Below are 22994 nucleotides of genomic sequence, written 5' to 3'. Positions count from 1 at the left end.
CTTTGTCCGTGACTCTTAAATAGGCTGCCATCCAGATTAGTAAAGAGAATAATACTAAGTGCATTGTTAGAGATTCCCAATAAATATTTACTTGCTCATTATAAAATCAAAAGCTGTACTTGGCAGCAAATATAAATTAGTGGAACTTCTTGTTATTCAACATCTATTCAGAATCAACTCCTTAACTAATATTTCGGTATTTTAATGGCTTCAAATTATAGTAAAACTGAAAGGATTGTTGCTGAATTTCTGAACAGCTTTCCTAGAATAAAAATTTTTGTAAAAAGGCGATATCAGTTCTTAAACGCTATTTTATATAGCAAGAACTATCGTTTTCAATGTGATTTTGAACTACATACCATACCAGTAGAAGGAGAGACTTTTTATGGATACTATGACCATTCTCCTGAGTCAGAAGATGGGCGATATATTCTTTTTCACCTAGTAAAGAATCAGTCTACAAAATCACTTCCGGATGCTAGGATGCCTATTGAAGTGGCTGTCTATGATACCCAGAATAAGAATTTAGCCTATCAAAATTCGACCGTTTCATTTAACTGGCAACAAGGGGCAAGATTACAGTGGCTGGATAATCGTAATTTTATTTACAACAAATTTAGTGAAAAAGACGGTTATCAATCTGTAATAGTTGATTTGGAATCAGGATTTCCCATTGAAAAAATTCGGCCATTACCAGTATATGATTGCTATCAGATGAAATTTGCTCTGACATTAAATTTCAGCAGGCTGGATAAATTTAGGCCGGATTATGGGTACAGAAACCAAAAAAAAACAGATCTTCCTCACTATCAGGAAGATGGTGTTTTTTACTTGGATCTTTCAACAGGAGAGAAAAAATTGATCATAAAGATATCTTCCTTAAAGGAGTTACAGCCAAATCAATTAATGGATGCTGCTGACCATAAAGTCAATCATATAATGATTTCTCCTAGCGGGAGGCATTTTATTTTTTTGCACAGGTATATGGTTAGTGGTAGAAGATTTGACAGGTTGATTTTATCCGATATTGAAGGAAACAAACTTAAAGTATTGGCGGATGATGATATGGTAAGCCATTGTTGTTGGGCAAATGACAATGAGATTATTGCTTACCTCAGAGATTTTGAAATTGGAGACAAATACTATAAAGTGAACATACATAATGCATCCAAAACCATCGTGGGTGAAAATATAATAGATAAGTTTGGAGACGGACATCCCAGCGTATATCAGGATAATTTGGTATTTGACACCTATCCTAATAAATCCAGAATGAAAGACTTATTTCATTTCAATTTGAATAATGATAATCTGACTAAACTTGGAGAGTTTTACGAAGGAATGGAATATTATGGTGAAACACGATGCGATTTACATCCAAGGCTAAACAAATCTGGAAATAAGGTATTCTTTGATTCAGTTCACGAAGGAAAACGGGGCTTGTATTGGATTGGAATATATGATAAATAGAGTTTTTCTGCTCATCTTCATAATTTTTTCATTTCAGACCTATACTGTTTCTCAAACTCTTCCCGCAGGTGAACCTGTTTTAGAGGAAGCCATTCGCAGAGGACAATTGTTGAATGATGTCGACTCCGTAATTTCCTTTAACATCCGTCCTCTACAGTCTATAAAGCTGAAGCAAAATGGGACTATGGTTAATTCTTTGGAATCTTTTAGTCATCCAGCTTGGGTTAAGAAATCTAATGTGTTTTTTACTTTGATGCCTATAAGAAACACAATGGCTGTTAATTCAAAGAGACCATATGGTTGGGGGGATGGGCCTATGATCCCCAATGTCGGGTTTCAGAATTATATAACCACTGGTTTTTTTGCACAGCTGAAATTCCTAAAAATTCAGTTTCAGCCTGAATTTGTTTTTGCCCAAAATTCCCCCTACCAAGGTTTTCCAGATACCTATTCCCAAACTATCACCAGAGATCGTTTTTTTTATTGGAATAATGGGGATTACCCTGAGAGATTTGGTAAAGAAAGCTATAAAAAATTTTGGTGGGGACAATCCAAGGTTAGTTTAAATCTTGGCCCTGTAGAGCTAGCTGCGTCTTCTCAGAATATATGGTGGGGACCAGGTCAATTTAATGCATTGACTATAAGTAATAATGCCCAAGGATTCCCGCATCTTTCTTTAAATACAAGCAGGCCTTTAAAAACTTTTCTTGGAAATTTCGAAGCACAAATAATAATGGGCAGACTTGAATCTTCGGGTCTTGAGCCTTCCCAGTTTGATAGTCTCAACAGTAAATATTTCGAGAAACTGTCGAATGATTGGCGTTATTTAAATGGATTTTCCTTCAGTTATCAACCTAAGTGGATTCCAGGCTTATTCATGGGGATGACCCGTACTTTCCAGCAATACAGCGAGGACAAGGGAGATTCTTTTTCAGACTACTTCCCTGTTTTTGAGTTCTTAACAAAGCAAAAATTATATGACGAAGGCAATGTATTGGAATATGACCAAAAGGGGCAAGATCAGCAAATATCTATTTTTGGAAGGTACCTATTTTCGAAAGCTCATGCTGAATTCTATTTTGAATTCGGGCGCAGAGATCATTCATACAACTGGCGTGAGTTTATTTTAAATCCAGAGCATGCAAGAGCCTATATTTTGGGATTTCAGAAACTTTTTCCGATCCAAAAATCTGAGACTTATCTTCAGATAAGAGGAGAAATTACCCAGCAGCAAGAATCTGTTAATCGCTATATAAGGTATGTGGGATTAGATGGGAATCAAACTTGGCATACACATGGTAGAGCTAGGGGGTTTGCAAATTATGGGCAAGCACTCGGGGTGGGTTCCGGAGTAGGGTCTAATGTCCAGACTTTGGAAATATCCCAGATTTCCGGATTTAACAAAAGGGGGATTTTGTTGGAAAGGCTCGCCAACAACCAAGATTTTTATTACAGAGCCTTCGGTCAAAATCCCCTTGTAAAACCTTGGGTTGACCTTAGTCTAGGCTTTCTTTGGGATCAGCAATGGAACAACCTCATTTTGAGTGGGAAAGTCCAATTCATAAAAAGTTATAATTATCAATGGATCCAGCAGACCTCAGGGCCTGCAGATTTGCATAAAGGGTATAATCCCTTCGCTTTTTATGGCACCCTGAATCTTATCTACAGAATAGGCAAGACAGAATAATTCGCTGTTCATAATCACATAAATTCTGTTAGTTTTGCGCTTCCATGGTAATGAGTAATTTTGGTACTCGCTTTTGATGGAGAACAAGTTACTGTGGAACAGTGAAACGGCTGTTTTGGTAGGCTCTTCTGAGCAGCTGGTTTCAAAAAAATCTCTCGGTTCATAGCTAAGTCCTTGTGACTGAAAGGGCGAAGCTTTCATTTGATAAGAGGGCTTCAAACAAATTTGTTACATCTCTACACAATATCTTGATTGAAGAATATCAACTATGACTTTTGAATTAAAAGATTTGAAAATTGCCATTATCGGCCTTGGGTATGTTGGACTTCCGCTCGCTGTGGAGTTTGCCAAGAAATATCGTACTGTCGGTTTTGATATTGATACAAAAAGAGTCGGAGAATTAACTGACGGTATAGATAACACCCTTGAGGTGGAGAATGACCTGCTGAAAAGTGTTTTGATTGACAATTGGTCAGAATCAACAGGTGCGGGGCTACTGCCTACCAATGACTCAGTTGCTCTTTCAGATTGTACCGTCTATATAGTTACCGTTCCTACACCTACAGATAAGCACAACCGTCCTGTACTCACGCCTATGCTTAAGGCTTCCGAAAATATCGGGAAGTATCTGAAAAAGGGAGATGTGGTCATTTATGAATCCACCGTATATCCAGGAGTTACTGAAGAAGAGTGCGTCCCTGTACTGGAGAAGGTTTCAGGATTAAAGTATAATGAGGACTTCTTTGCTGGATATTCCCCTGAGCGTATCAATCCGGGAGATAAAGAACATACCGTTGCCAAGATTTTAAAAGTCACATCAGGCTCTACTCCGGAGATTGCTGAGTTTGTGGATCAGCTATACCGTACAGTAATAACGGCGGGGACTCATAAGGCTTCCTCTATCAAAGTGGCTGAGGCGGCGAAGGTCATCGAGAATTCCCAGCGGGATATCAATATTGCCTTTGTCAACGAACTCTCTAAAATATTCAATCTCCTAGGAATAGATACTCAGGAAGTATTGGAAGCAGCTGGAACCAAATGGAATTTCCTTAAATTCAAACCTGGTCTGGTAGGGGGGCATTGCATAGGGGTAGATCCTTTTTATCTTGCCCAGAAGGCCCAGGAGATGGGCTATCATCCTGAAATCATCCTTGCTGGCCGTAGGTTGAATGACAGTATGGGGAAGCATGTGGCCACGGAGGTGATCAAGCTCATGATGCGCAAAGATCTTAAGGTTATCGATGCGAAAGTTTTAATTCTTGGATTTACATTTAAGGAAGACTGCCCTGATGTCCGAAATACAAGAGTTATTGATATTTACAAAGAATTATGTTCCTTTGACATTCATGTAGATGTATATGACCCGTGGGCAAATCAGAAGGAAGTGAAGCACGAATATGGAGTTGATATTATCTCAGGGGCCCAGACTCCCGATTTATCTGGCTATTCTGCTATTATTTTGGCTGTGGCACATAAGGAATTTAAGTCTCTTGAGATAGCAAAATCCCAACAGCAAGTAGTATTTGATGTTAAAGGGGTTTTGGAGAAGGAATTGGTAGATGCCAGATTATAATGGCCTTTAGAAATCTAAGAATGTAACTCATCATTTTAATGAAAAAATATTACACAAATCGCGCCTATTTCATCCTTCTTATTTTAATTTCAACATCTTGCATCTCAAATAAGCAGATGATGTACATGCAGGATTTGCAAGAAGATGCCTCTCCTACATCATCTTCTGGAGAGAAATTGCCTTACAATTTTGAGTCCTATAGAATGCAATATTTTGATATTGTGGATGTGAATATTAAAACCACAAGCGAAGAACTAAATAAAATATTCGAAATCACAGGAAATGCAGCAGCAGGCGGGGCTGCAATGATCGGAGGAGGGGGTGGTCAAGCAGGCGGGGACGCATTTTTCATGAATGGATATACAATCGATGAAAATGGAGAGATTGAACTGCCCTTGATGGGAGATATAAAACTTGTAGGGTTAACAACTAAAGAGGCTAAAAATCTGATTGAAAGGGAATTAATAAACTATGTGAATGAAGGGCAGTATTTTGTAAGGGTGAGACTTGGAGGAATTAGATATTCAGCCCTTGGTGAGTTTAATAGCCCAGGTAAAAGAACGATCCTACAAAATAGGGTTACTATTTTTGAAGCTATTGCTGCAGCTCAAGACCTTACGGTATTGGCCAAAAGAGATAAGGTAGTGTTATTACGCCAATATCCTGATGGACAACAAATCCACAGAATAAACCTAAATGATAAAGAATTACTTTCTTCTGAGTTCTTTTTTATACAACCCAATGATGTCTTATATGCCGAGCCACTTAAAGTCAGGGAAATCGGAAATACAACTAATTTCATACAGACTTTGACACTTCTTACCACGACGGTGACTGCTATTGCATTGATCCTTAATTTGGTAAATAAATAACTAATAGACCTATGAGTTTTGAAAGGGATGACCAGGATTTTTCTGGAAAAAATGGAACTGGTTTTGAAATTAAATCTTTAATACCAAAAATAGTCCAGATTTGGCCATGGATCTTGGTGTCTATAGTCGTTTGTTTTAGCGTAGGCTATCTAATTACAAAGACTACTACCCCTCTGTATAAAGTAGAATCAAAATTCTTCATCAAAGATAAGGAGAGCGGCTTGGCGATTTTTGAAAAACCAGCCATAATGGATGTGGGAAATGTTGGCATGCAAAATGAAATTATCATTTTGAAGTCAAAACCTGTCGCTTACCAAACTTTACAAGAGTTGGATTTTGATGTGGAGTATTACAAAGAAGGGACTTTCATCAATGAACGATTGTATAAAAATTCACCTATTTTAATTCAGGCAGATTGGACATCACCTCAGATTATAGATGGTATAGTAAAACTTTCCTGGGAGTCTAATGAGTCATTTAGGTTGAGTTTTGAAGAGGAAGGTTATACCAAGTTTTTACCTGACGGATCTAAAGTTCCGCTTTCAAACTTCCCTGAGGACTTGGAATACCCATTTAATGAATGGGTAGAAAATGAACAGTTTAAGTTAAAAATAACAAAGCTTGACGTTGCAGAATCGGGCTCTACATTATTTGCATTGAAGGACCTTAAATCTCTGGCTTCGGCTTATGCATCCGACTTAGAGGTTGCTGAAGTTAGCCCTCAAGCTACAATAATGAACCTGTCCCTAAATACGACCAATACTTTATTAGGGAAAACCTATTTGGATCAGTTAATGGAATCTTACCTTAAGATGGAGCTGGATGATAAAAATTATGTATATGCAAATACCATTGCATTTATAGACAACCAGGTTTCCGGTGTTGCAGATTCATTACGGTATTTTGAATCCCAGTTAGAAAATTTTCGTTCACAAAATAAAATATACGATATCAGTACTGAAGGGGCGGCGGTTTATTCTCAGCTATCAGAATTGGAAGCAACTCTCAGAACAGAAGAATTTAAGCGGGAATATTATTCAAACTTGAAAATCTATCTGGTGAATGAGAATTATCGGAATTTGGTAGTTCCTTCAGGGATAGGTATAGATGATCCTATTCTTCAGGCTTTGATCGAGAATCTGATGGCTATGCAAGTGGAAAAATCCCGCTTATTAGCTACTCAAAAGGAACTTTCTCCTGCTGTGCAGGAGGTGAATAGAAAAATCAATGATGCTAATCAATCCATTCAGGAATTACTTAATAATATAGATTTAAATTCACAACTTCTAATCAATGATCTAAAGAATCGGATAGGCCAGATAGAGGGAAACTTTAGAGAACTTCCACAAACAGAACAGAGCCTATTGCGGATTGAGAGACAGTTTGTTCGAAATGAAAAGCTCTATACATTTTTGATGGAGCGAAGGGCTGAGGCAGCAATTACAAAAGCTTCTAATAAAGCCGTTAACAAAATAATAGAACCGGCTACGCCGTCAGGTAAGGTTAGTCCAAAGCCATTGAGGAATTTTATTGCTGCCATTGTTCTTGGCTTCTTAATACCAGTACTTTTCGTGTTTTTAAAGGAAGCCTTAAGAACTAAAATAGAAGACGTTAAATTTTTGGAAAGCAGACTGAATGTACCTTTACTTGCTACCATTCTTTTGAACAAAACCAATAGTAGCTTAGTAGTTTTGAACCAGGGTAAATCAGGAATTTCTGAAGGATTTAGATCTTTGCGCGCTAATCTGAAATTTGTACTTCCGTCTGATCAGCAAATCACTCTGATGATCACTTCTACTATTTCTGGAGAAGGCAAAACGTTTTGTGCAATCAACTTGGCTTCAGTGTATAGCCTTACTGGTAAGAGAACATTGCTAGTTGGCTGTGACATGAGAAAACCAAAAATATTTGATGATTTTAATCTGAAGAACAATAATGGCTTATCCACGATTTTGAGTGGTCAAGAGTCTGATTGGAGGTCTGTCATTAGCCCTTCTGGCTATGATAATTTGGATGTTCTGCTCTCAGGCCCTACACCACCAAATCCTGCAGAATTATTATTTACAGAAAGGTTTGACACACTTATAAAGGAAATAAAAGAAGAATATGATGTGGTAATCCTAGATACTCCACCTGTGGGGCTGGTAAGTGAAACATTAGATCTACTTAGCCATGTTGATCTAACGCTTTTTGTATTCAGACAGAACTACAGCCAGCGTAATTTTGTTGAGGCTCTGAATGGCATGAAATCTAGCAAGGACCTTAAAAATATTTATGCTGTGTTTAATGGTGTGGACGGTAGTAAGGTGACTTATGGGTATGGTTATACCTATGGTTATGGATACGGATATTATGACGATGATAAGAAGAAGACTTTCTTGTCATAAATCATTTTTCTGAAATAAATTAGATTTGAAAAAAAAGGTCTTAGGAATAATTCCCGCAAGAGGAGGTTCCAAGGGAATTCCCAAAAAGAACCTTCAGGAAATAGCTGGGAAGCCTTTAGTTGCTTATCCGATTACTGAAGCAAAAAGGAGTGAATTTATAACAGAACTAGTCGTGTCAACTGACTCAACAGAACTTGCTTCTTATCTGGATAACCTAGGTCAAAAATACATACTTAGACCCAATGAAATAGCTCAAGACCAATCACCAGTTATTGAGACGGTATTTCATGTGTTAGAAGTACTTAAGAAAGAAGGGAAGGAATTTGACCTGGTGATTTTGTTACAGCCCACCTCTCCCTTTTGGAAAGGAGCACAGTTAGACGAGGTGATCGGCTTATTTGAAGATGATGCTATAGAAGGAGTAGTTTCAGTGGTGCCATCCACAGAGTCTCACCCTGCTAGAATGTACGACAAGGAATCTAACGATTTTTTAAAACCATTGATCGCTGATGCTGAAACTTTAAGGAGACAGGATTTATCGCCAGTTTATTCTAGAAATGGATGCTTTTATGCAGTAAAAACTTCCGCATTGTATAAGCACAATAGCTTAATGCCTCCGGTTAAAAAGGGTTATGTGATGGATCCGTATTGGTGCTTGACCATAGATACCCCACGTGATTTACTTCTTGCCAGATTTATGGCGGAGGAATGGAATTCCTTAGAATCCTAATGAACACGCATTTACTAGAGCCTGACAGGTTTTCTCTGAAAGCTTTGGCTAGTCTTCAGTCCCTAGGAGATGTTAGTTATGGAGAAGATCACGATAAGCTTCTTCAGGCTGAAGTACTTTTTGTTCGATTAGGTAATAAAATCAATCAAACATTTATTGAGTGTTATTGTCCCAAGGTGAAATATGTCCTTTCGCCAACGACAGGACATGATCATTTGGAGATTGAATATTTTGAAAAAAAAGGTATCCACTTAATTTCTTTGCGCGGTGAATATGATTTTTTGTCTTCGATTTCTTCTACAGCAGAGCATACCTGGGCTTTGTTGTTGGCCATGCTTCGCAACCTAAGTCCGGCCGGTAAGCATGTGATTGAAGGGGGGTGGGACAGAGATTTATTTATCGGCAACACTTTGAAAGGGAAAAAGCTGGGGATACTTGGTTATGGTAGAGTAGGTAAGCAAGTAGCAATTTATGCCAAGGCTTTTGGTATGGAAGTCCACATTTTTGATACCTCAGAAGTCGCTATTCCTGAAGGAATTATTAATCATTTAGATTTTGAAGAATTTGCCACTCAGGTAGAAATTTTGAGTGTGCATATTCCCATGACTGAGGCTAATCAAAATTGGTTAAATACGGAGAGGTTAAACCTTCTGAATAGTGGAGTGAAATTAGTAAATACATCCAGAGGTGGAGTTTGGGACGAAGATGCAGTAGCACAGTTGGTCAGGTCTGGATTTTTATCAGCTGTGGCCACAGATGTCCTAAGGGATGAGCTTTCGGCTGAAGAGCGTGTAAATTCGGCTTTATTGAAATGTGCGCAGGATGGCTTTCCCGTGATCATTACTCCGCATATTGCAGGTGCTTGCTTTGAGAGTATGCATGCTACTGAAGAGTATGTGGTAGAAAAATTGCTGAAGCAGATTTATGAATAATCCTATCAGTATTTTATACCCATATAGAGAAAGAAGTCTTGAAATGGTAAAGGTGAGTTTGAATTCGCTTGCACATCAAACATGGAGTGATTTTGAAGTTATATTTGTGGATTATGGCTCATCGCCCTCCCATCTAGAGGAGCTTAGAGTCTTGTTGAAGGATTTTTCATGTGTCAGACTGATTTCGGTGCCTGTTTTCGGGAAACTATGGAGCCGAAGCATTGCGTTGAATTTAGGGATTAAAGAAGCCTCCTACGAGATCCTATTCATAGTAGATGTAGATTTATTCTTTGCCAGTTCTACTCTAGAGTCAGTTTTGGCTGAGTATGACCCAAGGTTTTACTATGGCGGGTACTGGCATTTTTTAGACCAAGAAGATTCTAAAAGATTATTGGCTAACACCACTGCCTTTGAGGCTAAGTGCTTTAAACTCTCAGACGATAATGGAATGCTGTTGATTAGTAAAGAGCATCTTTTTGCAGTCCATGGGTATGATGAGTTTTTCCATCTATATGGAGGGGAAGATACCGACCTTAAGAATAGGTTGAAGCGATTGGGGCTTCAAAAGCAAATTCTCAAATCTCCATCTATCTATCACCTTTGGCATCCTCATGTTATTCAGAAAAGGTCGAAGAGTTTGATAGCTCAGCCATTTGCATTTAATGTGAAAAGAATAAATGAAAAACACGTGTTTTTCAATGAGTCAGAAAAGCTGACTATCCCATCGGGTCAGTCTCATTGGGGAACAGTCAAAAGTATAGATCCCCAGAAAAATGCAGATAAGATCATTCAGCTGGAAAATGTGCATTCTCAAATTGTCCATTTTTTTTATCATTCTATTTTTCAGTTTTCAGGTAAATTCATAGAGGTAATTATCCGAGAGTCTGAAAAGTATGGGAATGCAAAAACCAAGTTTAAAACCTTAATAAAAGGAAATTCAGAACCATTTATGACGCTTCAAGAAATTAATGAGTTGATAACGGAACAGCTTATTTTTGCCCATAGGCATCGTGCGTATAGTTTTAAGGTAGATCTCACAGAAAAGAAGTTGCAACTGAAAATTGCTGTTTGAGTAAATAAATATGAGTGAAAAGAAAATCTGGTTTCTAATTTCTGATGGCCTAGGGGTGAGGAACTTTGCCTATAATGGACTGGATCTCCATGCAAAAAATAGAGGGTTCGAGTTGACCTACTGGAACAATACGGTTTTTAGGCTTGATGAACTTGGCCTGAAAGAACTGGAGATTTCCAATCCCAAAAATCATCCTATGGCGGATGTTTATAAAAAATCTATTAAGGAAATAGAGCTAAGTCATTTTTTTAATAAAACGAATAATCCTGTTTACAATGCCTACAGGTTTCCCTTCAGGTATAAGGGGATAAAAAGCCAAATAAAAGAGTGGCTCTCTAAGCTTCTTGAAGCTAAGTACAGTTCCGGTAAGGGAATAATTAAACTTAGACACAAAATTAAGGATTTAGAGAGGAGGACAGATTACTATCAGCGTTGCTTGGGGCAATTGAAAGAAGGTAGTCCATCATTGGTATTTAATTCCAGCCAGCGACATATTACTTCATTAGCACCTATTCTGGCTGCTCAGGATTTAGGAATACCTACTGTGACTTTCATTTTCTCTTGGGACAATCTACCCAAAGCTACCTTGGTAGTAGAGGCAGATTATTACTTTGTCTGGAGTGATTATATGAAAGAACAGTTGCTCTTTTATCATCCATTCATCAAGGAGAACCAGGTTTTTGTGACAGGTACTACCCAGTTTGACTGGCATAGACAGAAAAATTTTATACAGCCGAAAAAAGATTTTTTTGAGAGCCAAGGACTGGATTCCAGCAAAGAATACATTTGTTTCTCAGGAGATGATGTAGTCACTTCGCCCAATGATCCTGCTTATTTGAGAGATCTAGCCGAGGCGGTAAGAGGACTCAATCAGGAAGGTAAAAATCTGGGTATTTTATTCAGAAGATGTCCAGTTGATTTTTCGGATCGATTTGATCAGGTTCAAAAAGAATTTAGTGATGTGATTTTCCCCATGAGACCAAGATGGAAAAAAATGGGAAAAGACTGGAACTTTATTCTTCCCGAAAAAGAAGATCTTCATATGCTCTCCAATGTATGCGAGCATAGTTTGATGGTGGTCAACGTCGGATCTTCTATGGTATTTGATTTCAACAGTCACGATAAGTCCTGCTACTACCTCAATTATGATGTTGCCGATCCTATTAACCAAGAATGGACAATTCGGAAGGTTTATAAATATATCCATTTTGAATCAATGCCTTCCAAAGAAAGTGTGGGTTGGATTAATGAAAAAGAGGATTTCAAAAAAGTAATTTTACAGGAACTGGACGGTACTGCGGTGCAAAAAGACCTAACAAAATCATGGTTTGAAAAAATAAACGTTCATCCTATTGAGCAAAGCAGTGAGCGGTTTTTTCAGGGTTTTGACAAAATCATTTCCTAAGTATGCATATAGGGTTCTTGACTCCCGAATACCCTCACCCTCAAGTCCAGTATTCTGCAGGGATTGGTACTAGTCTGAAGAATTTAATCGAATCCTTGGTGCTGCTGGATTGTACGGTCTCTATTTTTGTATATAATCAGAGGCGTTTTGATTATATAGAGGAGGGGAATATCACCATTCACCTACTTCAAAATATTTCTACTGGGACTATGCCTTGGTTGGAAAATAGGCGTAGAATCAATAAATATGTACAATACTACATCACCACGGAGAAAATTGACTTAATTGAAGTTCCTGACTGGACAGGGATTTCAGCTTTGATGTCTTTTTCCTGCCCTGTTGTGATGAGACTTCATGGCAGTGACGGTTTCTTTTGCTATCTGGAAAACAGAAAGCAGAAACTCAAAAACAGGTGTTTGGAAAAATTTGCACTGCGCCAGGCGGACGCTTTGATTGCCCCGAATGCATTTACTTTACAAACAACCAGAAAAATTTTCAAGCTAAGTGAAAATCAAAAAAATAAGATAATAAACCTAGGAATTGATTTGGCAGTTTTTAATGGGCCTGATTGGGAGAAATTTGAGCCATTCACCATTTGCTGTATAGGTACTATTATCCGTAAAAAGGGAGTCTTTACACTTCCTTCTATTTTTGAAGAGATACTGAGATTAAATCCTGAAGTCAGTTTTTTTTTCATTGGGAATGATTCACCTGATGTGTTTTCGGGTTCTGAATCTACATGGAGCTTACTCGAAAAAGAGTTTTCCCCTGAGGTTATAAATAGGGTAACTTACCTTGGTAAAATAGATTATTCGGAAATATCGTTTCACTTGAAGAAATCAAACCTATGTGTTTTCCCTTCTAAGGCTGAAACTACCGGAATGGTGACTTTAGAGGCTATGGCAATGGGAAAAGCAGTGATCACCAGTAATGAGGATTGGTCCGCTGAGATCATTAATAATGGTGAGAATGGATATAGACTTGACCCTTTGGATTGCAAAGAATTTGCAAGAGTAGCTGTTGATATTCTTTCAGACAGAGAATTGGCCATTTCACTTGGCAAAAAAGCACGGAGCATTATTGAAACTGAATTTGATGCTCTGATCACAGCAAGAAAAAATAAGGCGTTTTACCAAGAGCTAGTTAAGGCTTGATACTAATATATCATAAGCAAGGAGTTATCCGGCAGGTTGAATCAGAGGTTCTAAATGAGTCCATAAATTTCGAGAATTGGGTCGGGAAGAAATTAGTAGAAGGGTTATTAGAAATAGGTGACTCGTATCCAGAAGCTAAATTGATATGGTGCCGATTAGAGTTAAAAGAATGGCTTAATTTAAACGTGATTCCTGAAATCATTCATCATCACTTAGAAATGGTTTCCTATCGCCTTGAAGGAGATCCTTTTGACTTTGATCTTGATTATATTGATTACTCCACATCTATTAAGGTTCAGAAGGGAGTGAAATACCCTACTTGGAAGATGTCTTCCACAGTAGGTGTTGCATTTGGAAGTCTATTCAAAGAATTGGAAATTGTCAACATAGAACATGAGGATTATTTTTTAAATGCAATTGCTAAACGACTTCAGCCCTATGGGTTATTATGTTATCAGGATCCCAGCTTGCTCAAACCTAATGCACCAAAGGTTGAAGAGCCAATTTTGGAATTTCCTGAAGTTTTCAGATTTATATGGAGTGAAGTAGCAGCAAAATGGGTGTACTTCTTTTTTATTGCAAAAATTCATTTTGAGAAAAAATGGATGCTTGCCGATTTAGTACGAGCATATGCCAAAAGGAAATCTGGTAATAGTTATAAACTCAATCAGAAAAGGCGACCTGCTCCTATATATCAAATAGCTTCAGATATTAAAATTGATGTACTAATTCCTTCACTGGGTAGAGAGGAGTATGTGGAACAATTTCTGAATGATCTTAAATCCCAGAGTATTGTACCTACTAAGATCATTATCGTAGAGCAAGAAAAGGAGATGAACGCTGGGTGTCAAATGGCCTTTTTGACAGAGAAGGACTGGCCTTTTGAAATTAAACATATTTTTTCTAGAAGAAGTGGGGCTTGCTATGCCAGAAATGAAGGCTTAGGATATATCGAGTCAGAATGGGTGTTTTTAGCAGATGATGATATTCGCATTCAACCTGATTTTTTTAAACAGGTGCTCAGTCAGTTGCTCAGTATGCGATTAGAAGCTGCTACTGTCAGTTGTCTGCAAAAAGACCAGAAAGAGACCCATGAGCAAATTCACCAAACTAGGATATTCGGGGCTGGATGTAGTATGGTGAAAAAGCATATTCTTGATTCTGTCAGATTTGACCTTGCTTATGAATTTGGCTATGCGGAGGATTCTGATTTTGGTGCCCAAATAAGAAATCTAGGCCATGATGTTGTGTATTTGCCAAACCCCACCATTTTACATTTAAAAGCACCAGTTGGAGGTTTTAGAGAACCTGTGACGTTTCCTTGGAATACTGAAGATAAAAGACTGAAACCATCACCTACTGTAATGTTGTTTTGGTACAAGCATTTTTCTGAGAAGCAGTTTCTAGGGAATAAACTGATGATTTTCATCAATTTTCTCTTGAAGATGGGTAAGAAAAATCCCTATGCCTTTCTTTCCAAGTTTAATAAAGATTGGGATCTAAGTCTTCAGTTTGCTAAGAAGTTACAAAGTGGTCAATTGCAGTTAATCAAGACAAATGAATAATCCTGATTTGTTGAATATCAGTCTTGTAATCTGTACCTACCAGAGAGCCCAATCTCTCCGAAACTTGCTGAATTCAGTGCAAAATCAAGTTCTGTCACCTTTTGAAGTGCTAGTAATAGATGGGTCTGAGGATGAAGACACCGGAGTGATGGTGAGGGAGTGCTTCCCACATGAGGTAAATTATTTTAATGTACCAGTTGCGTCACGTGGATTGACCCGTCAGAGAAATTTTGGTATTAGCAAAGTCTCTGCTGAATCGCATATAGTGGCATTTGTAGATGATGACACTGTTTTAGAACCAAAGTATTTCCGCAACTTGGAACAAGTATTCAGAGAAAATCCCGAGGTAGGTGGAGTGGGTGGAGTGGCTATTAATGAAAATGCTTGGAAAAAAACCACATCATCTACCAAACTAGGCTTCAGCACCTATGAAATAGACGGGTATTTTATTCAAGAGACTTCAAGAACTAAAATCAGAAAATTAATTGGCCTAGACTCTCCTCTCCCTCCATTTTGCATGCCAGATTTTTCTCATGTAAGGGCATCCGGATATCCTATCACAGGGAAGTATTATGATGTAGATCTATTGGTGGGGATGTCTTTTTCCTTTAGAAAATCCATTACCGATCAGCTAAAATTCTCTTTGTTTTTTGATGGGTATGGATTATATGAAGATGCAGATTATTGTATTCGGGCATTGAAATACGGCAAAAATGTGATGCATACCGGGGTTCAGTTATCCCATTTTCATCATCCTTCTGGTAGGCCAAATACTTACAAATACGGTAAAATGGTTGTCAGAAATGGATATTATGTTTGGCGGTTAAAATACCCATCTCCAGGTATGAAAGCTAAGTTAAAGTTTCATGCTACGACAGCATTATTGACCTTGATCAGAGGAACCAATGTGCTGACTGGCCCCAAGCGAATGGAAGCTTTGCAAGAATATTTTGGGAGGATAGTAGGATGGTTTAGCCTCTGGATAAATAAGCCTACACCAAGCCAAAGTTAATAAGGAAAAGCTGTGAATAGAACCAAAAGGTTTCTTATAATTTCCCATGTTCCACATGTAAAAGTGGGCGGTAGGCTATTTGCGTACGGACCTTATGTTCGTGAAATGAATATCTGGCTTCAACATATAGACAATTATGTTTTGATCGCCCCCATAGTTCATGACGCCCTTCCCTCAAGGATCGATGTGGCTTATGAAAAGGATCCCTTGCTTTTCAGGACCACTCAAGAGTTATATTTCCACTCTTTTAGTAAAGTAGGTCAGTCTATTTACTGGGGTATTAAAGCTTTTTGTTTTATGATAGTGGAAATGAGTAAGGCGACTCACATTCATATAAGATGCCCTGGTAATATGGGCTTGATTGGTTGTTTTGCTCAAGTGTTTTTTCCTTTCAAAAAGAAGACTGCAAAATATGCGGGAAATTGGGATCCAAAGTCCAAGCAACCTTTGTCCTACCGAATTCAGAAATCCATACTGAAGTCTACTTTTTTTACGCATAACATGCAGGCATTGGTCTATGGGGACTGGCCAGATAAAACCAGAAACATCAAGCCTTTTTTCACTGCAACATATTCTCAAAAACAGGTGAAGCCTATAATCAAACCAGGGTTTGAAAATGGTGTTAACTTGATTTTTGTGGGAGTTTTGGAGGCTCATAAGTCTCCTGGGACAATAATCGAGGTAGTGAAAATCCTCCATGAAAATGGAATACAGGTACAAGCAACATTGTGTGGTGATGGTAAAGAAAGAAGAATATTAGAGGAAATGGTGACTTCTAATGTATTGGATGAACAAGTAAATATCCTTGGAAATGTGCCCTCTTCCGAAGTGCGGAAGCTCATAGAGAAATCCCATTTTCTTGTTTTTATCTCCCGTTCAGAAGGTTGGCCAAAAGTAGTGGCAGAGGCTATGTTTTGGGGTTGTGTTCCTTTGACCAGTAGGGTGAGCTGTGTGGAGAATATGGTAGGTGAAAAGGGTGAACGTGGTTTTTTGATGGGAAATAATCCACAGCAAATTGCAGATAAGATTTCTTCACTACTTGCATCGCCTGAAAGATACAGAGAGATAAGTGTAAATGCCAGTACATGGTCAAGGCACTACACTTTAGATTATTTCGACACTGAAATCCAAAAAATAATTTGAAAATACTCCAGCTCATAGATACTTTAAGAAGTGGTGGAGCGGAAAGAATGGCTGTGAATATGGCAGCTATTTTTTCTGAAGCAGATATTGATAATATGCTGATTGTATCTCGAGAAATCGGGATGCAGGGAAAGCGTGTCAATGAAAAGACCCAATTGAAATGTTTGAATAAATCAGGTACTTTGGATTGGAAGGCTTTCTCAAATCTTCTTAAATATGCAAAAGAGTTTTGTCCTGAGGTAGTTCATGTACATTCTACATCTTTATTTTGGGGAGTGTTACTTAAAGGGTTATTAAAAAATGTGAAACTTATCTGGCATGATCATTATGGACTCAGTGATCAGCTTAAGCCTGGTGATAGAAAGGCTGAGCGTATTGCAATAAAAGGGGTGGACGGAATTGTTTCGGTCAATGATCGCTTGAGGTCCTGGGCTGTAGAGGAACTTGAAGTTTCTTCAAAACGAGTGATTTTGATTGAAAATTTCCCATATTTAAAATATGTAGAGAAACGGGAAAGTGAACTAGGTAGCCCAGTAATTCTACTTCAAATGGCTAATTTTAGACCTCAGAAAAATCATTTGCTGGCTATTGATGCACTGCATGTCTTACGATCTAAATATTATATAGATGTAGAATTATGGCTTGCAGGTTCTATTACTTTGGATCAGCAATATACCAAAGAAGTATATCGGGCTATTGCAGCACATGGACTTGAGGATCAGGTTAAAGTCCTTGGGGAAGTAGAAGATGTAGAATTGATTTTGGGAAAGGCTGACATAGGATTACTTTCTAGTAGATCAGAAGGGCTTCCGGTAAGCTTATTGGAGTATGGTCTTGCTGGACTTCCTGTGGTTACTACCGATGTGGGTTTATGTAAGCAGGTATTGCAAGCAGGTAAATTTGGTAAAATTGTAGAATCAGATGATCAGGAAGGCTTTGTCCAAAAAATCAAAGAGTTAATTGACGATTATAGAGGTGCTATTCAAATGGGGGAATCTTTCCACGAGCACATTTTAAACTCCTATGGAGCTGCTCAGTTTTTGAGAAAATACAGGGATTTTGTAGCTAAACTATAAATGTCTGGAAATAACCAATATATCCTCAAATCTATTTTAACCTTCCAGAATGGTTTTGGGTGGGCCTTGTTTCATATGGTTTTGGGGGCTGTGGCTACTGTAGCTCCTTATCCTATTATTTCTTGGTATTACCTACTTATGCTAGATACTATCCGGGCATTTATAATGGTTGATAGTAAGGAGAGAAATTATGTATTGGCTTATTCCCTGGTCTATTTCTCCGCTTTCGAGCTTATTGGGAGAATGTCTAGTTCTTCTCCCTTTATTCCTTACGAATCGAGTAAATACCTGATGATGTTTATCTCCTTGGTAGGCATTACATTGAATTTAAATCGTATCAAGGTTTCTCATGTAGGATTCATCTTGCTATTGCTCTTAATCCCCTCTCTTTTAATCGATAAGAGTGGATTGGTGAAAACCAGTGATATAGTGTTTAATCTTTTTGGTGTATTCAATATTGCATTTGCTATTATTTTTTTAAGTGTTTTAAAAGTCAACAAGTGGAAATTTGTTCCTTGGATTAGGCTTATGGCATTTCCGATTATTCCAGTTTTGATATATGTCTTTCTCAAGACTCCGGATTATTCAAAGTTAGAATTTGAGCTTTCTGCTAATTTTGATACCACAGGTGGATTTGGTTCCAATCAGGTTTCTACGGTGCTCGGATTGGGAAGTTTCCTATTTGCAGTGGCGTTCGTATTGAATTACCGTATCACTACCAAAAGACTATTAGACATAGCATTCTTTTCTGCTTTTACGCTTCAAGGCTTTCTTACCTTTTCCAGGGGAGGTATGGTAGGAGCAGGATTAGGGATTATTACACTTATCTATTTTTTGATGAAGTTAGGTCCGGCCCAATTGAAGTCTATGCAAATCTCCAATCCCAAGAAGTACATTTTACCTACAATTATAGGGCTAGTTCTTTTTTTTATTGCTGGAAATATTATTACCGGTGGTAATCTTGCTTTGCGATATCAAGGACAGACCGCTGGTACTATGACTGGGAAACATGAGGTTGATTTCAATAAATTCACTTCGGCAAGATGGTTGTTGTTTTCAGAAGATATGTCGGTTTTTTTTGAATATCCAATATTCGGATCAGGAGGAGCTTCGTCCAAATACTTAAGACAAATGACCAAATATGAGATTACTCATGTGGAGCTATCTAGGCTTATAGCTGAGCATGGAATTTTTGGGATATTTATAGTCCTGCTATTTCTTTATATGTTTTTTAAAATCCGTGATTCCAAAGCAGATGGAATAAATAAGGCAGTCCAAATGAGTTTCTTTGTTTTGGCCATATTTACATCCTTTCACGCTGCCACTAGAACCTTTTTGTCACCATTATTGGTATGTCTTTCCATGGTGACGATCGTTGATAGTCCACCCAAAAAAATCAAGAAGACGACACAATCCTCAAATGAAAAACAGCCATCGTTTCTTGCTGGCCAGATTTAAGAAAACATTGAAATCTTCAAAGACCAGGTCTTCCCATATTTTGATATTCTATCAGTATTTTGGTACTCCGGCAGGAGGGTGGAGTACTAGATTCTACGAATTTGCTAAGCGCTGGGTGAATGCTGGGTATGATGTAACAATCGTAACCTCACCTTATTATAAATCTGATATAAAAGCCAGTGGGTTTATCTCTAAGAAGGAGGTGGAAGGAATAAAGCTAATTGTTATAGATGCTCCTGACTCTAATAAAAGCGGAATTTTAAAACGAGCCTTTAATGCACTTGTATTTGCTTTATGCTCAATTTATTATGCATTGACATTACCCCATGATCTTGTTTTGGGTAGCTCAGGACCTATTACTATAGGAATACCGGCTTTAGCTTCGAAGATTTTCAGGAAAAAGCCAATGATCTTTGAGGTAAGGGATCTGTGGCCGCGCGGAGGAATTGAATTAGGGAAAATCACCAATCCTTTAGTGATAAAATTTTCACTATGGTTTGAAAGTTTTTGCTACAAAAATGCTCATTGCGTGGTTGTTTGCTCAGAGGGGATAGAAGCCGGTGTGAGAAAAGTTTCGCCAGAGACACAAACTTTGATAATTCCCAATTCATCTGATGTGAAACTTTTTTCCCAGGAAGGAATAATTCCAGATCTTTTGCCAAATAATTTGTGGGGTTTTCCCTTGTTTTTATATATAGGTTCCCTTGGGCTAATGGATGATTGTAGTCAGATCGTTAAGGGCTTATCTCAAGCCAAACAGCTTGGAGTTCAATTTAAAATGGCTTTTATAGGCGATGGCAAGGAAAGAGAAAAGCTGGAAGAAATGGTTAAGAAAATGGGCTTGAACGAAGATGTGATTTTTCTAGGCCTTATTCCGAAAACAGAAGTAGTCAAATGGTTAAAACTTGCTCAGGCAACTTTTGTCACTTTCATGGATTTTCCGGTTCTGCATACCAGCTCACCGAATAAAATGTTTGATTCATTTGCGGCAGGTGTTCCAATCATTCAGTCTACAGGAGGTTGGATTAAAGAATTGATTGGAAAGCATAATGTTGGCTGGAATGTGGATCCTGGATCACCGGAATCTTTTGCAGTAGCGATAAAGGAAGCTGTGGAGAAGCCCGAAATCTCAAAGATTAAAGGTGAAAATGCAAAGAAATTGGCTCAGACGAAGTTCAGCAGAGATGTACTAGCTGAAAAGTATATTAAACAAATCCAAGAAATCATAGGATGAAATCCGCACTGATAACAGGCGCCAATGGATTTCTGGGTAGTTATATAGCTGAAGCCTTTGGACAGCAGAGTAAAGTTTTAAAATTAGGAAAAAGTAAATCTAATGATATAGTTGCTGATTTGGGCAGTGGCATATTTGAATTACCAGAAGTAAGTACTGTGATTCATAATGCAGGTAAAGCACATGCTATTCCAAAGACCAAATCAGAAGCCGAAGAATTTTTCCAAGTTAATGTAAGAGGTACACAAAATTTATTGGCTAGCCTACAGTCATTGGCCACACTGCCAGAAAGGCTAATCTACATAAGCTCAGTTTCAGTATATGGGGTGGATCAGGGAATTGATATTAAAGAAAATCTTCCTTTGAAAGGAGAAACACCCTATGCACTATCCAAAAGTGAGGCAGAAATAAACGTTAGGGATTGGGGGGTACAGAATCAAGTTCCTGTAGTCATACTCAGGTTACCTTTGGTGATTGGTATAAGAAACCCAAAGGGAAACCTAAGAGCCATGATAGAAGGACTGAAAAATGGTAGATATGTGCGACCTGGTAAGGGGTTAGCGAAAAAATCCATGGTCATGGCAAGCGACGTAGCTGAACTCCTCACTACACTCGAAAAGCAATCGGGGACTTTTAACCTTACCGATGGCCACCATCCAAGTTTGGCAGAATTGGATACAGTAATTGCAGTCTGCTTGGGTAAGCCAGTGAAGGCTCTACCTGAAATCCTATTGAAAGTAGCTGCGAGAGCTGGGGATTATCTTCCCGTAATCCCTTTTAATTCTTATGGCTATTCTAAAATGACTTCAACGCTCACTTTTAATGACGATTTTGCAAGAAAGACGTTAGGTTGGAAGCCTAGGGGAGTTTTGGACGCAATAAGAGATGAGTTTGAAAAACTATGAGTTGGCTTCATGAGAAAATATTCTGGATAGGCTCGAAAAAGAGAAATCCAAGTATGTATCGGCAGTTCTTGGAATTGAAAAACTCTGAAGGAAAATCCAAAACCCAGTTACTAGATCAGCAATTGGAGGATTTGAAGACCTTTGTTAGGTTCGCTTATCAAAACAGCACATTCTACAGGAAGCATTTTGAAAAGGCTGGCTTCGACCCAAATGAAAACTGGAGTTTGGAGAATTTTGAGAAAGTACCTCCTGTTAGCAAAAGAGATTTAATAGACTTTAACACAGCCATTCATACACCAGTAGCAATGAAGGAAAAGACATTTTACGTTGAAACTTCAGGTACTTCTGGTGAGATTCTTACATTCCATAGAGACGAGCTTTGGGATTCTTTTAATCGTGCAGCCATCTGGCGAGGAATTAGTTGGTATGGTGTTAATCCTTGGGATTTCAGCCTTTATTTTTGGGGGTACAATTCGGACAAGTATAAGAGAATTAAGCTGAGTGTAATGGATTTTTTAGTGAATCGATTTCGCATATTCGATTATGACCCAAAAACTATGGCATCGGTAGGGCATAAGCTGTCCAAAGTAAAAGCGATAGAAGGCTACAGCTCTATGATTTATGAACTAGCTCAAGTTAACGAGCAAAACGGGATTGATTTCAAGGAGCTTAAATTAGTCAAAGGGACTTCGGAGAAAATAATGCCTCATTATCAGGAAGTTGCCAAGAAAGTATTTGGGCGTAAGATCAGTAGTGAATATGGAGCTACGGAATGCAGCATCATAGCATTTGAGTGTCCTAAAGGGAATATGCATATTACAGTGGAAGGTCTTTATACCGAAACAGATCCAGACTCAGGGGGGATTTTGGTGACAAATATGAAGTCAAGATCTTTTCCGATAATCAGGTATAAACTGGGAGATCAAGTAAAATTTGCAGATTCTAATTTCAAATGTCCATGTGGGCTGAATCACCCAGTGATAGAAGAGGTCACTGGTAGAATAGGAAGCAAGATATATGGTTTAAGTAAAAACTACCCCAGCTTAACATTATATTATATCTTTAAAAATATCTATTTCAATAAGAGGAGAAAAATCGATTTTCAAGCTCATCAGTTCGAAAAAGGGAAATTGCAGATCTGGGTAAAAGAGAGCGTAACTGAGCAGTTAAACTTACTAATCAGAGCCGAATCATCTCAGTATTTTTCTGATATAGATCTAGAGATTATAGAAAATCATGATTTTCGGGCAAACGAGGGCAAATTAAGAGATTTTATTTCTCACTTGCTTTAACAACAATAATCAAAGCCCACTTAGTTT

18 protein-coding genes are annotated in these 22994 nt (G+C 38.1%); all 18 read left to right on the top strand.

Translation table 11 applies throughout. The annotated features are described in order from the left end of the window. Positions 1-204 precede the first annotated feature (204 nt). The 18 genes from LZF95_RS11465 (at position 205) to LZF95_RS11380 (ending at position 22967) form a co-directional block, all read left to right on the top strand. Positions 205-1470 (top strand): hypothetical protein, encoded by a 1266-nt coding sequence (locus tag LZF95_RS11465; RefSeq protein WP_233755135.1) that lies wholly within the window; start codon positions 205-207, stop codon positions 1468-1470. 271 nt (positions 1471-1741) lie between these two features. Further along, complete coding sequence (locus tag LZF95_RS11460; RefSeq protein WP_233755134.1) at positions 1742-3157, top strand: capsule assembly Wzi family protein; 1416 nt, start codon at positions 1742-1744, stop codon at positions 3155-3157. Positions 3158-3425: 268 nt separating this feature from the next. Then, on the top strand, positions 3426-4730 hold the full coding sequence (locus LZF95_RS11455; RefSeq protein ID WP_233755133.1) for a nucleotide sugar dehydrogenase: 1305 nt from the start codon (positions 3426-3428) through the stop codon (positions 4728-4730). 38 nt (positions 4731-4768) lie between these two features. Then, positions 4769-5602, top strand: a complete 834-nt coding sequence (locus LZF95_RS11450) for a polysaccharide biosynthesis/export family protein (RefSeq protein WP_306422321.1) — start codon at positions 4769-4771, stop codon at positions 5600-5602. 11 nt (positions 5603-5613) lie between these two features. After that, positions 5614-7989 carry a tyrosine-protein kinase gene (locus tag LZF95_RS11445; protein ID WP_233755132.1) on the top strand — a complete coding sequence of 792 codons (2376 nt, stop codon included), beginning with the start codon at positions 5614-5616 and terminating at the stop codon, positions 7987-7989. A 25-nt stretch (positions 7990-8014) separates the two neighbouring features. Next, positions 8015-8719 (top strand): acylneuraminate cytidylyltransferase family protein, encoded by a 705-nt coding sequence (locus LZF95_RS11440; protein ID WP_233755131.1) that lies wholly within the window; start codon positions 8015-8017, stop codon positions 8717-8719. Beyond that, entirely contained in the window at positions 8719-9651 is a 933-nt protein-coding gene (locus tag LZF95_RS11435; RefSeq protein ID WP_233755130.1) for a D-isomer specific 2-hydroxyacid dehydrogenase family protein, read from the top strand. Before LZF95_RS11440 ends, LZF95_RS11435 begins: the two co-directional genes overlap by 1 nt. Next, on the top strand, positions 9644-10723 hold the full coding sequence (locus LZF95_RS11430; RefSeq protein WP_233755129.1) for a glycosyltransferase: 1080 nt from the start codon (positions 9644-9646) through the stop codon (positions 10721-10723). Before LZF95_RS11435 ends, LZF95_RS11430 begins: the two co-directional genes overlap by 8 nt. A 10-nt stretch (positions 10724-10733) precedes the next feature. After that, positions 10734-12128, top strand: coding sequence for a hypothetical protein (locus LZF95_RS11425; RefSeq protein WP_233755128.1), 1395 nt, complete (start codon positions 10734-10736; stop codon positions 12126-12128). 2 nt (positions 12129-12130) lie between these two features. Then, the gene (locus LZF95_RS11420; protein ID WP_233755127.1) at positions 12131-13282 is read left to right on the top strand and encodes a glycosyltransferase family 4 protein; all 1152 of its coding nucleotides are present in this window, start codon (positions 12131-12133) and stop codon (positions 13280-13282) included. A gap of 185 nt (positions 13283-13467) precedes the next feature. Continuing rightward, positions 13468-14847 carry a glycosyltransferase family A protein gene (locus LZF95_RS11415; RefSeq protein ID WP_233755126.1) on the top strand — a complete coding sequence of 460 codons (1380 nt, stop codon included), beginning with the start codon at positions 13468-13470 and terminating at the stop codon, positions 14845-14847. Next, on the top strand, positions 14840-15859 hold the full coding sequence (locus tag LZF95_RS11410) for a glycosyltransferase family 2 protein (protein ID WP_233755125.1): 1020 nt from the start codon (positions 14840-14842) through the stop codon (positions 15857-15859). The genes LZF95_RS11415 and LZF95_RS11410 overlap by 8 nt, the downstream gene beginning before the upstream one ends. A gap of 12 nt (positions 15860-15871) precedes the next feature. After that, positions 15872-17002, top strand: a complete 1131-nt coding sequence (locus tag LZF95_RS27685) for a glycosyltransferase (protein ID WP_233755124.1) — start codon at positions 15872-15874, stop codon at positions 17000-17002. Continuing rightward, positions 16999-18078 (top strand): glycosyltransferase, encoded by a 1080-nt coding sequence (locus LZF95_RS11400; protein ID WP_233755123.1) that lies wholly within the window; start codon positions 16999-17001, stop codon positions 18076-18078. The genes LZF95_RS27685 and LZF95_RS11400 overlap by 4 nt, the downstream gene beginning before the upstream one ends. Beyond that, entirely contained in the window at positions 18079-19536 is a 1458-nt protein-coding gene (locus tag LZF95_RS11395; protein WP_233755122.1) for an O-antigen ligase, read from the top strand. It begins immediately after the preceding gene. Beyond that, positions 19499-20770: a glycosyltransferase family 4 protein gene (locus LZF95_RS11390; protein WP_245405112.1), complete on the top strand. Its 1272-nt coding sequence runs from the start codon at positions 19499-19501 to the stop codon at positions 20768-20770. Before LZF95_RS11395 ends, LZF95_RS11390 begins: the two co-directional genes overlap by 38 nt. Continuing rightward, positions 20767-21675 (top strand): NAD(P)-dependent oxidoreductase, encoded by a 909-nt coding sequence (locus LZF95_RS11385; protein WP_233755120.1) that lies wholly within the window; start codon positions 20767-20769, stop codon positions 21673-21675. Before LZF95_RS11390 ends, LZF95_RS11385 begins: the two co-directional genes overlap by 4 nt. Further along, on the top strand, positions 21672-22967 hold the full coding sequence (locus LZF95_RS11380; protein WP_233755119.1) for a phenylacetate--CoA ligase family protein: 1296 nt from the start codon (positions 21672-21674) through the stop codon (positions 22965-22967). The genes LZF95_RS11385 and LZF95_RS11380 overlap by 4 nt, the downstream gene beginning before the upstream one ends. Positions 22968-22994: the final 27 nt, after the last annotated feature.

The sequence above is a fragment of the Algoriphagus sp. AGSA1 genome (assembly GCF_021390545.1).
GTDB lineage: Bacteria > Bacteroidota > Bacteroidia > Cytophagales > Cyclobacteriaceae > Algoriphagus.
This window is presented reverse-complemented; position numbering and strand designations above follow the sequence as displayed.